Below are 13188 nucleotides of genomic sequence, written 5' to 3'. Positions count from 1 at the left end.
CGCAATCATTCTTTTGAGGGGGAAATTACATGTTAGCACTACTTGGATTTGCGATGGTATTTGTCTTTATGTTTTTAATTATGACGAAACGTATGTCAGCGCTAGTAGCATTAATATTAATTCCGAGTGTTTTTGCATTAATTGGCGGATTCTATGCCGATATGGGACCTATGATGTTAGAGGGGATCCAAAAATTAGCACCTACTGGTATTATGCTTATGTTCGCTATTTTATATTTTGGGATTATGATTGATAGCGGTTTATTCGATCCTGTCATTAGTAAGATTTTAAAATTTGTAAAAGGAGATCCTTTAAAAATCGTTGTCGGAACGGCTATATTGACTATTATCGTTTCTCTAGATGGTGATGGTACAACAACATACATGATTACAGTTTCCGCAATGTATCCACTATATAAGCGCCTTGGAATGAACCCCCTCATATTAGCTGGAGTTGTTATGTTAGGGGCAGGGGTAACAAATCTTACACCTTGGGGTGGACCCACAGCTCGTGTTATGAGCGCACTTGGGCTTGAGGCTTCCGAATTATTTACACCTCTTATTCCAGGAATGATTGCTGGTGCAATTTGGGTTGTTTTCGTTGCCTACTATCTTGGAAAAAAAGAAAGAAAACGTTTAGGAATTATGGATGTACAGTATTTAAAACAAATGCAAACAATGGATGAGCAAGCTGCAACTGTCGAAGCAGCAGTGCATAAACGCCCTAAACTTCTATGGATTAACTTTTTATTAACCGCCACATTACTTGTCTGTCTCATACTAGAAGTTATGCCATTACCTGTTTTATTTACAGTCGCTTTTGCTATCGCTGTTATGATTAACTATCCAAACTTAGAGCAACAGAAAGAACGTATTGCTTCTCATGCTGGGAATGTATTAGCAGTTGTTTCTCTCGTATTTGCTGCCGGTATTTTCACTGGTATTTTATCTGGAACAAAAATGGTAGATGCAATGGCTAACAGTGTAGTAACTCTTATACCAGATGCACTTGGACCACAATTGCCAATTATTACAGCACTTCTCAGTATGCCATTCACATTTTTCATGTCTAATGATGCATTTTACTTCGGGGTATTACCTATTTTGACGAAAGCTGCTGCTACTTACGGAATTAGTGCAGCTGAAATGGGACGCGCTTCCTTACTTGGGCAACCCGTTCACTTATTAAGTCCTCTTGTCGCTTCCACTTATTTATTGGTCGGAATGGCAAAAGTTGATTTCGGTGAACATCAACGCTTCACTTTATTGTGGGCCGTTGGAACGACAATGGTTATGTTAATTACCGGAATTGTAATTGGGATTATTCCAATATAAGATGCAAAAAAAACAGTAGAAGGAATAAAATCCTCTACTGTTTTTTATTATGAAGAAACAAGAAAATAACGTCTCTCGGGTCTCCCAACACTTCCATATATTAGCTCTGCGTGGACTTTCTTCCCAGATATCAAATACTCTAAATAACGCCTTGCCGTTGATCGGCTTACGCCTACCATTGAACTTAGCACCTCTGCTGTAATCCCTTCTTCATTAACTGTTAACATATGCTTTTTTATTTTCGCTAAAGTTAAAGGATCTATCCCTTTCGGGGCATATTCTATTTGATCTCCCTTCACCCCTCTTTGAGACCATAAATATTCAATTTGCTCCGTAGATAATTGATTATTTTTCTTTAACTGTATAATCTTTTTTTGATAGCCTTCCAGACTTGCTTTAAATCGATCAAACATTAGTGGCTTTACGATATAATCTGTTACTCCGCCCCGCAGGGCGTGCCTCACTACATCTGTTTCCGATGCCGCTGTAATCATAATAATATCTGTATCGTGCAAATGATGTCTAATATATGTGACAAGTTCCGTTCCTTGCATATCAGGTAAGTACACATCTAATAAAACAAGCTGTGGCTTCACAAGCTCTAGCCATTCTTTCGCTTGTTCTCCAGTCGTTGCCGTTCCAATTACTTTAAATCCCTCAATTTTCTCAGTAAAACGACGATGAATGTCAGCAATCCGAATATCATCTTCTACAATTAATACTTCAATCTCCTCACCCATTACTATTCGCCTCTCTCTTTCGGTAGTGCAATAATAAATAACGCACCACCTAAATCCCCTTTTTCAATTGCAATACTTCCATTTAAATCTTCTACTAACTCTTTCACTTTTGCTAATCCATATCCTCGCTCTCCTCCTTCTTTCGTCGAAAAGCCTTTATAGAATATGCTAGTAATTATTTCATCATGAATCCCTTGCCCTGAATCTTCCACTTCAATTAATATTTCTTCTCCAATATCAGTTACAAACATCCTTACTTTCTTATCATTCTCTTCATTTTTTTCAATTGCTTCAAATGCATTCGTAATTAAATTTCCTAAAATAGAAACGACATAATTACTCTCAATATGTGGACTTAATTTTTCTAAACCACTTTCTCTATCTAGCATAAAATCAATCTTCAACTCTCGTGCTCTATTATAAAATCCAATTAAAATTCCACCTAGCCATGGATTTTGAATCCGCTTCATAATAAATTGAACAAAATCTTGATATACCGCTGTTTCCTTATGAATAAGCTCTAAAGCATCTTCGTATGATTCTAATTGAATAAGACCTGAAAGCGTATACAATAAATTATTATATTCGTGCGCTTGCGCTCGTAATGCCTCTGTATATTGCTTCGTCTGAGATAATTCTGCTGTTAACTGATCCATTTCAGATTTCAAACGTAAGCTCGATACAACACCAGTTACTTTATTCTTTACTTTAATAGGTAGACGGTTCGCAATAACAGCCTGTCCTTTTATATTTAATTGGCGATCAAACTGTTCTTCACCAGTTTGAAGTACATCTAGTATCGTTGAATTAGGAATTACATTTAAAATAAATTCCCCAATAATATTTTGTTGTTTATCTAGCGAAAGAATATCATAAGCTGCTTGATTGACTAAACTAATCATGCCATTTTTATCGATTACAATAATCCCTTCACGTACAGATTGAATCACTGTACTATGCTCTTCATATAAAGATGAAATTTCTTCTGGTTCCATCCCGAACATCATTCTTTTTATACTTGCCGCTAAATATATAGAGCCGATTACTCCAATTAATAGCCCTATTATTGTAATCCAAAATACACGCTTTCCATACACTTCTACCGCTCCATGAATATCAGCCATTGAAAATCCAACAGACACCACACCAATGATTTCATTTTCCTGATTACGGATTGGAACTTTTCCGCGTAATGAAGGGCCTAATGATCCAGTTGCTTTCGAAACATATGATTTTCCTTCTAATAAAACGCCTTTATTATCTCCGCCAACCATTTTTTCTCCTATTTTATCTCGCTCAGGATGCGCATAACGAATCCCCTCTTTGTTTCCAACTACAATGAAGTCAGCCTCTGTATCCATTCGAATTTTTTCTGCGATTGGCTGAATAATAGAAGCTGGATTTTCTTTTTGAAAAGCTTCCTGAATTTCTGGTATCGCGGCAACTGTTTTCGCAACATGCAAAGCCCGTTTCCCAATTTGCTCTTCTACCGTTTCAGATAATATGTAATAAAATAAATAACTCGTTAGCAGAAGTACCACTAAAATAAGTGTACTAATAGTTAATGTAATTCTCGGTTGGAGTTTTAATTTTTTTAATTTCAAAACCATTCCCCTAACATGATTAAAGATAGAATTTAAAGAATATACAGTCTCTTTAATTATACTTAATCATAACACGGTTACTCTATATTTCTTTCTTTTTCTCTTCATAAAAAAAGAAACGAAGTAAAATTATTACCTCGTTTCTTAATATTTGTTATTACACTTTAAACTTACTAATCATCTCTTGTAATTCTTCTGCCATTTGTGATAAATGGACTGCTGCTGCATTTATTTCATCTACTGAAGCTAATTGTTCTTCTGAAGAACCAGCAATATTTTGAACGCTTGCTGCATTTTCTTCAATTGTGGCTGCAATTTCATTAATAGATGCACTTACTTGTTTTGCATCTACCGTCATTTGTTTTGCTACATCTACCATGCTATCAATTTGTACAACTGTATCATTTGTAGACTTCAATATTTCGGCAAAGCTTTGCTTCGTTTCATTTGCAACTACAAGTCCTGATTGTACTTCTGCTCCAACTTGATTCATAGAGCTTACTGTTTCTTTTATATCAAATTGAATCTCTTTCACTAGTTTCCCAATTTCCGTAGAAGACTGTCCTGATTGTTCTGCTAGCTTTCGCACTTCATCTGCTACAATTGCAAATCCTCTTCCTTGCTCTCCAGCTCTCGCAGCCTCAATTGCCGCATTTAACGCTAATAAATTTGTCTGTTCTGCAATATGTTGAATCACTTCAAGGATTGCTCCAATTTGTTTCGACTTATCGTCTAACAAACCAATGATTTTGTCTGACTGTGAAACAGACTCATGAATTAATTGCATTTGATTCACAGTTTGTTCAACTAACTTCCCACCATTTTCAGCTTTTTTCTTCGTATACATAGAGGCTGTAGATACTAATGAAGAACTATCTGCAACACGCTGAATTCCTTCTGTAACTTCTTCTAACAATGTTGCTCCTTCTTCAACTTCTTTCGTTTGTATTTCTGCACCACTTGATACTTGCTCTATCGCCTGTGTAATTTGTTCCGTTGCTTCGCTTGTCTGCTTCATACTAGCTGTTAATTCTTCTGAAGATGCCGCTACATGACTTGCTGAAGTGTTTATATTGGAAATGACACTTTGTAACGATGCAGCCATCTCGTTAAAACTTTCTCCTAGCTGTCCAATTTCATCTTTAGAATGAACTGTAATTGATTCTGTTAAATCACCTTCACTAATCTTCTTCGATGATATGACAAGTTGTTTTAACGGTTTAATAATAGACGCAATTATGAAGTAAATTACAATCCCACCGATTATTAGTGAAATTCCAAGAACAGTTACTGTTTTATAGAAAATAGGTTCAGCCGCTTCGATAATTTCTTTGGAAGGCATAATTCCTGCTATTTTCCACCCAGTTTTCTTATTCGTTTTAAAAGTGATATTGCGATCTTCACCATCTAATGAATAATGAAAATCCCCAGCTTCCTGTTTATACAATTCTTTACTAAGTTTCTCTTCTAATTTCTCTCCTGGCTTCATTTTCGGGTGCGCTACTACATTTTTATCTTGATCAAATATCGCTACATATCCTCCCTTACCAATATTAACCATCTTGGAAGTAGTAACAATATTATTAATGATTAAGTCAATCCCAAGAACTCCACTTTTATCCTCGTTTTGTTTTGCTAGTGTAATAACAATATTCCCTGTCGTTTTTGACTTATATGGAGCAGTTACAATTACCTCTCCACTTTTCTTCACGGCCTCTTTATACCAATCTCTTTCTGTAGGATTATATCCATCTGGCATCTGAATAGCTGGTGATTGAATGAACTGTCCATTACTAGATCCTGTATAGATTGCTTCCATTTCTGGATGCAGTTTATTGTATTCTTCTAGTTTATTTTGTATGTTTTGAATTTGATCTGCTTGGTAACTTGATTGTGTGAATAATTTCGTAAAATAAGTTGCATCTACTTTTTTACTATCCAATTCTTTATTAATTACATTATCCAAAATTTTTATATTATCTTTCGCCGAGTTTAAAATCGTTTCATTAAAATTCGTCTTCGCCTGTTGATAAGACGTCCAACCAATTACAATACTTGGAAGAATTAAAATAATAATAAATGATACAAGTAACTTTGTTTTTAAACTACTACTCCTTAATTTCCCTTGAAACATACTTCTACCCCTCCATACCGTTTTAAATGTAATTAATTAACATTTAATCTTTCTATAAAAATAATACGATTTAAATGTATCAATGAGACTCTCTATCTTTTTATACATCTAAAGAATTGATACATATCTTTTTCATTCTATATAAATTAAATAATTAAAACAATGTATAAAAATGTATATTATTCGAAATATTATAATTCATAGGAGAACCTCTAGTATTTCACTTACTAGAGGTTCTTTCCACCTTATTATTCTTTATCTTTTTCTACTTCTTTTTTCTTATCTTCTACTACAGATACAACAGGTTTATCACTTGATAATTGTTGCACTGCTCCTTTTCCTGCAAATCCTTCTAATAGCTCTTTTAAGTCAATTCCAGAAGAAGCCTTTAACGTTTCTTGCATCGTTGCCATTAAATCAGTCGCATAGCCCGCAACTTTTCCGGCCCCGCTATTTTTACCACCGCCGCCTGTATCGACAACTGTGATTTTATCAATATTACTAAGCGGACTTGCAACTTCCTTCGCATAACTTGGAAGCATTTTAAGAACCATATCCATAATTGCCGCTTGACCATATAATTCAAATGCTTCAGCAATTTTTTGTTTCGCTTCTGCTTCTGCTAAACCTTTTAATCTAATAACATCTGCTTCTGCTGTACCTTGCGCTTTTTGTACTTCCGCTTTCACTTGACCTTGCGCTTTTTCGATTTCCGCCTTCGCTAAACCTTCCACACGTACTTCTTCCGCACGAGCTCTCGCTTCAGCTTCAATCTTATATTGATCCGCATCTGCCTTTTTAATTTGTTTTACTTTTTCTGCTTCTGCTGATTGCTCAACAGCATAACGATCTGCATCTGCTTTTTTCTTAACTTCTGCATCGTATTGCTTTTCACGACGCGCAATCTCTTTTTCTTCTAACTCGATTTGCTTTTCACGCTCAATGATTTTAACGCGCATTTGCTCTTCTGTAACACCTTGTTGTGCTTTCGCTTGTTGTAATTCGTAAGAAAGATCCGCATCTGCACGTGCTTGCTCTTGTTCTCTCTTATAGGACTGTACTTTTAATTCTTTATGTTTTTCAGCTTCAGCGATTTGTGCATCACGTTGATATTCTGCTTCTTTTGCCTCTTTTTCAGCACGTGCTTTTTCAATACGTGCTTCTTTTTCACGCTCTGCATTTGCAATTGTTGCATCACGCTTAACTGTCGCAATTTGCGGCTGACCAAGCGCATCTAAGTATCCGTTTTTATCCATTATTTCTTTAATTGTGAAAGAAACAATGCGAAGTCCCATCTTCTTTAAATCTGTAGAAGCTACTTCATGTACCTTTTGAGCAAATTGCTCTCTATTACTATACGCATCCTCTACTGTCATAGAAGATAAGATTGCACGTAAGTGACCTTCTAAAACCTCTTTTGCTTCTACTTTTAACTCTTCTGTTTCTTTTCCTAAATATTGCTCAGCTGCAGTAGATACTTCTTCAATTGTAGAACCTACTTTAATAATAGAAACACCATTTACTGTAACTGGAACACCTTGCTTCGTATACGTATCACGTGTACCAACTTCTAATTTGTAGTTTAATAGGCTTAAAGGCTCTGCTCTTTGCATAATTGGAACTACGAAAGTACCGCCCCCGCGGATAATCTTAATCTTCTTTCCATCATCCGTGGTAACAACATTCTTTCCTCCACCAAGCCAGTTCCCTGTAACAATTAACGCTTCATCTGGACCAACCGTACGATACTTCGTAATGAATACTAAAATGAGTAGAATTAAAATTGCCAGTAAAACTCCACCGATAATTAATGGAATCGTCATGTAAATTCCCCCTTATAATTTTGGTTTTTTTAAAGAATAAGCGATGTTTTGTACAAGTAAAACACCATCTTGGACTCCCTCGATAATAACCTCTGTTCCTTGCGAAATATCTTTTTTTCCAACAGTTTTAGCTGGGATTGCATTACTTCCAAATTGGGATAAAATTAATACTTCACCAAATCCTTCTGTAGGAATTGTCGTAATGACTTCTCCTTTGCAACCGATAAATTCATCCATACGTTGTACGGTATTTTGTTCTGCTTCTGCAATCGGTTTTAAAATTAGTATTTTCATGATGAAAACACCGATAAAAGATATAGCAAATGCAGCCCCGAAAATAGTAATACTATTAAAGGAAAATAAGTACTCTCCTATATAACTAAGCCCACATAACATGGCGAAGAAACTAAGTAATAAAGTAACAACGGATACAGATCCGCCCCCAAAACTAAATATCGATTCAAATATATCTCCAAAGAAGATATAAATAACAGTGAGTATAGTAGCAATAATAAATCCATATAAATAAATTGTTTCAAGTGGATAACCAAACAAGACCATTTCTTATCCCCCTTTCTTAAACAATCCCTTTTTTGTTATGTGTATGCCCCACCTCTTTCAAAGATTATTGTTCTTAATTTTCAGTCATTTATCTTTTAAATAAAAGCCTGTAAGACAGGCCTCTAAAAAAGAACAGGAGAAACCTATTGTGACAGGCTCCTCCTAGAAAATAACCGATATATTATATATCTATATAATATACTATTTTCCACAAAAAGTAAAGTTAAACATACATTGGAAAAGCACTTATTTTACTGACAATTCGTATGTTCCATCGCCATTATCATATTTATATACATACAAGTAATACTTACCTGGTTTTGCATTAAATTTTGCTTCTATATGATTCCCATTAGCTTGACCGTAAGCCGCATAATTTTGCATATCTGATTCATGGTGAAGTACCCATGTCATCCCAATTCCATACTCATTTAAAACAGAAATGTCGATATCTTTCGCTGATGCTACATTAAATGTATAAACATCAGTGTGGTCCCCGCCAATAAGACTACCTTTTATAGTACTATTTAGCCCGATACGATTTGCTTCCTCTGGACGATTATTTGGTTCTGATTCTGTTAAACTTCCATCTTTAATCGTAACAGTTGTTTCGCTTCTGCTCTCTTTTCCCTTATCATCTTTTACTCTTAACGATACTTTATAAGAACCTTCTCTTTCATATACATGTACTGGATTCACTTCTGCACTTGTGCTTCCATCTCCAAATTCCCATAAATAAGAAGCAATTTTTCCATCTTCATCGTTTGAGCCATCACTTTTAAATTGAATTCCCTCTTTTACAAGACCACTATAAGGGCCATTTATATTAACCGTTGGAGCTTTATTTTCTCCATCATCTTTTGCGATTCCATGGAAGACTACATCATATTCAAATTCATTTGAGCTATTCACACGATAATTGACGAAGTATGCTGTAACAGTTTTGTAGCCACTCCATTCTTTTTGCGCCAATTGTTCTAAAGATTCATTTACTCTTTTACTCATTTCTTTCCAATCTTCTGATTCACCTTTTGTGACACTACCTGTATACGTACCTTCTAATGTAAATGTATTAAAGAATTGAGAATTATGTTTTGTCATTTTTGTATCTTTCATAGGCAACGTATCACTAATTTCTTTCTTCACCGCTGCTAATGACTTCGTTTCATGTTCAGCTAAATAATCATCAGCTACTTCTGGTACAGTGTATGTATCTTGATTATCAATTAACTGCTGCATATACTCTTGATACTCTTTATTTAACTTAGGATCTTTACTTAGATTTTCACGATATGCATCATAATTTTTCACGTCATTCGCACGAATCAAATCTTGAATTTTATCAAATGTTTCAAACTGATGCGTATATAAGTAAGACTGCAATGCGAACGAGTAATTATAGAAATCCCAAGAACCGTATTTAGCAAATAGTGTACGCTCTGCTGTATAACGGCTTGCAGGATCAGATGATAATCCGCTAATTATACTCTTTCTTGGTACAACGTTATTCGTACGAGTAGATCCTGCGAAAAACTCTGCATTTCCTTCTTGGAACCAAGTTAGCCTTTCATTTTGATACATATCTCCTCTTCCAAATAAACCAGGAACTTCATATCTCCCTTGCAGATAATGAGTAAATTCATGACGGAATAACTCTTCTAAACTATAAATACTTTGCTCTGGTGTACGCTCATATGTAAAGAATGTACCTGTCTCTTCAATATAAATTCCACCGTTGTTTGTTTCATATCCATACAATTGTCTATTTAACTGATATTCATCTGGACTATTATAAATTACGATCGTTAATACATCATCCGCATTTCCTGGCTCTAACGCTTTGTCATTTCCAATTACACGGTGATACTGTGCCTTTACTTCCTTCGCAGCCCAATATAGTCTCTTAATTTTTTCTTCTGATACTTTATCTCCTGTTTTGAACACAATTGATCCATCGTCGAATGTATACGTTTTTGGTAAGTATTGCTCTTTTCCTTCTTTACGTATTTTCTCTAAATCTACTGTATTCCCGCTATAATCTTTACCATTATAATTTGTTGTAATTTGTTCTACCGCAACAAAATACGGTTCACTTAAGCGCGGGTACATATGCATTGCTTGTGTAACAACCTCTAATCCTTTATTTGGATTGCTATGAAACTTCCCTAAACGGCTAGCAAAATAAATTCCATTATTAACGAGCCATTTATTTTCTGACGTTACTTCATTTAGAAGAGCAATACGATTTATTTCATTAATAAACCCATCTACTTTTCCATACCACATCGTTTCATTCGCTTCTTTACGAGCCTCAGTTAAGTACGACTGTATATCATAGTCAATACCTTGCATAATATCGTATATTGCTTGTCCCTTCATTCGATCATTTACATAAGTAGTATAATTATCATTGTATTGCTTTAAAATATTCGATGCGTATTGAACCGTTTCAACATCGCTTGAAGCATTACTAATTAATTTACCGTATGCAGATACGACTGTATCTTGTTCAACTGTACCAAGCTTAAAGTTTGGATTTTTTGCGATTGCTTTTAAAGCAGGTAAACATTTATCCTGGAAGCTTCTTTCATTTAAGTCGCTTAATTCACTATTATAAAATGCAAGATAAAAAGCTGAACGCAGCACTTCAGTAAACGTTTGAATTCCTTTTGAATCATCTTTCGTAAATGTACTACCTCTATGAGCTAATTCATCTATAATGACTTGCATTTTTCCTTTATCTTTATAAAAAGCCTTTGCATCTTCATTAAACTGGAATAAGTCTTTAATTTGGTGCCATTTAATACTGCCTAACGTTTCAACTAATTCTTGGTCATTCATTTTGTTTAAATCAGCCATTGAATAGCTTTCTTTAACCTGCTTTACTGCAGTTTTCTTCGTAATAGATGCTGGTCGCTGTGAAAAATCTCCTACTTTTAAACGTTCTTGAAATGATAAAGTTTCATCAACTTTTGAAATATGTCCAACTTCATCTACCGACTTTTCAATTCCAACCGGTTTCGTTTTTAACACGTTATACGGTACTTTTTCTTCCGCTGCTGCATGAGTTTGAAGTGCGCCTAACGATAAAGCCATTGTACTAATGCTAAGCATCACTTTATTGATCTTTGATTTCTTGTTCATATCCTGACCCCCTATTTTAATATTCCATTCAAGAATTTAACATAAAATCTGGATGTAACAATATAAAATGCAATATTTCATATTATTTCTTCCTATAATTTGTACATATCGTGAACGCATTACTCTTTACCTCCCTAAAACAAATTGCATCCTTTCACATTATAAAAAGGGAATTTTTTGACAATTAAAAACTTAATTGTTATGATTATTATAATTGTTAACTTTATTAAATAAGGGTGGGATTCTATGATAAAAAAAGAAAACAGTGTATTTTATATCTCCTTCTTGCTAACAACATTATTCATTATATGGGGAATTACCCCAGCAAGTTGGATACAAGGCTACGATTTACAAAGTGTTACATCTTCTTTAAACTCATTTATCCTCAATAAATTTGGATGGTTTTACTCTCTACTTATGACTACAATGATTATTTTGGCTGCTTATTTAGCATTTTCCAAGTACGGTTCTATTCGTCTTGGTAAAGATGGAGAAAAGCCAAAATATAATTATCCATCTTGGCTATCCATGTTGTTTGGGGCAGGAATGGGAATTGGACTCCTCTTTTATGGAATCGCTGAACCGATTTCACATTTTACAGATCCGTTAACAGGAAAAGCAGGTACAGAAGAAAGCGCCAAACTCGCTATGCAATATTCATTTTTCCACTGGGGACTCTTTCCGTGGTCACTATACGCAATGGTCGCTTTAACAATTGCATATTTCACATTCCGCAAACAAAAAGGTAGCACTATCGGGGCTACAGTTACTCCATTATTTAATCGATCGAAAAATTCTCGTATCGGAAAAACAGTTGATATTTTAGCTGTTTTAGCCACAGTGTTTGGCATTGTACCATCTGTTGGGATTGGTGCTCAACAAATTGCTGGAGGATTAAGCTATTTATTCCCTTCCATTCATAACACTTTACTTACCCAGCTCGTACTTATAGCTACCTTCGCTGTTTTATATTTAACAAGTGCACAAACTGGCTTAGATCGTGGGATTAAATATTTGAGTAACTTGAATTTCTCTCTTGCAGGTATTTTACTCATCTCTTTCTTATTTTTAGGACCAACTGTATTTATTATGAAATATTTCACATCTACACTCGGTTCTTATATTGGAGCTTTACCTAGTATGGGATTAAATTTAGGAGCATTTAATGAAAAATCTTCTGCTTGGATTGAAAACTGGACTATTTTCTATTGGGGATGGTGGATCTCTTGGTCTCCATTCGTCGGTACATTCATCGCTCGTATTTCTAAAGGACGCACAATAAAAGAATTTATTTTTGGAGTTGTATTAGTCCCAACCCTTATCTGTACATTTTGGTTTGCAGTATTTGGTGGTACCGCAATTCATATGGAAATGTTCCAATCGCTTGGAATAGCTGATGAAATTGCAAAAAATGGTACAGAGATTGGATTATTTGCTGTTATTTCACATCTACCATTCTCTACATTTTTAACGATTATCGGGTTAATTTTAGTAGCCACATTTTTCGTTACTTCTGCCGATTCAGCAACATTTGTTGTTTCAATGCAAACGAGTAACGGAAGCTTATCACCGAAAAATAGTTTAAAACTTATATGGGGATTAACAATCGCGATAATTGCCGCTATTTTATTACAAGCTGGAGGATTAAATGCACTACAAATCGCAGCTATCATCGCAGCACTACCATTTTCTATCGTAGTCGTTCTTATGGTCATTTCGCTCTTTAAGGAGCTGCGAAAAGAAGATGTTAATTTGCAAACAAAAGAAGTATCTCAAAAAATAAAAAAGGTTATGTAACGATTAGCACCTCAAATTACTTCTGAATCCGTAACAACTGAGGGAAAAGTA

General features: G+C 34.9%; 8 protein-coding genes and 1 pseudogene. 2 read left to right on the top strand and 7 right to left on the bottom strand.

Annotation, left to right across the window (positions count from 1 at the left end; translation table 11 throughout):
* Positions 1-29 precede the first annotated feature (29 nt).
* Positions 30-1334, top strand: coding sequence for a CitMHS family transporter (locus MHH55_RS24200; RefSeq protein WP_000880464.1), 1305 nt, complete (start codon positions 30-32; stop codon positions 1332-1334).
* Between the two features lie 47 nt (positions 1335-1381).
* Here MHH55_RS24200 and MHH55_RS24195 read toward each other — a convergent pair whose 3' ends face one another.
* From MHH55_RS24195 to colA, 7 genes and pseudogenes are all read right to left on the bottom strand, one after another.
* A complete protein-coding gene (locus MHH55_RS24195; protein WP_000503461.1) occupies positions 1382-2074 on the bottom strand; it encodes a response regulator in 693 nt (230 codons plus the stop codon).
* A gap of 2 nt (positions 2075-2076) precedes the next feature.
* Positions 2077-3684 carry an ATP-binding protein gene (locus MHH55_RS24190; RefSeq protein ID WP_002025277.1) on the bottom strand — a complete coding sequence of 536 codons (1608 nt, stop codon included), beginning with the start codon at positions 3682-3684 and terminating at the stop codon, positions 2077-2079.
* 151 nt (positions 3685-3835) lie between these two features.
* Entirely contained in the window at positions 3836-4696 is an 861-nt protein-coding gene (locus MHH55_RS36475) for a methyl-accepting chemotaxis protein (protein ID WP_370622813.1), read from the bottom strand.
* Positions 4697-4777: 81 nt separating this feature from the next.
* Positions 4778-5812: pseudogene (locus MHH55_RS36470) on the bottom strand (HAMP domain-containing protein); the annotation flags it as partial.
* Positions 5813-6060: 248 nt separating this feature from the next.
* Positions 6061-7635, bottom strand: a complete 1575-nt coding sequence (locus tag MHH55_RS24180) for a flotillin family protein (RefSeq protein WP_078186954.1) — start codon at positions 7633-7635, stop codon at positions 6061-6063.
* A 12-nt stretch (positions 7636-7647) separates the two neighbouring features.
* Positions 7648-8196 carry an NfeD family protein gene (locus tag MHH55_RS24175; protein ID WP_000242445.1) on the bottom strand — a complete coding sequence of 183 codons (549 nt, stop codon included), beginning with the start codon at positions 8194-8196 and terminating at the stop codon, positions 7648-7650.
* Positions 8197-8442: 246 nt separating this feature from the next.
* Positions 8443-11340, bottom strand: a complete 2898-nt coding sequence (colA, locus tag MHH55_RS24170) for a collagenase ColA (RefSeq protein WP_017656620.1) — start codon at positions 11338-11340, stop codon at positions 8443-8445.
* A gap of 246 nt (positions 11341-11586) precedes the next feature.
* On the opposite strand from colA, the gene opuD reads away from it, so the two are divergent.
* Entirely contained in the window at positions 11587-13137 is a 1551-nt protein-coding gene (opuD, locus tag MHH55_RS24165) for a glycine betaine transporter OpuD (protein WP_000591577.1), read from the top strand.
* The last annotated feature ends 51 nt before the right edge of the window (positions 13138-13188 follow it).

It is taken from the genome of Bacillus sp. FSL K6-2944, from assembly GCF_038005385.1.
GTDB classification, from domain to species: domain Bacteria; phylum Bacillota; class Bacilli; order Bacillales; family Bacillaceae_G; genus Bacillus_A; species Bacillus_A cereus.
The sequence above is the reverse complement of the archived record's forward strand: the minus strand, read 5'-3'. Positions and strand labels throughout refer to the sequence as shown.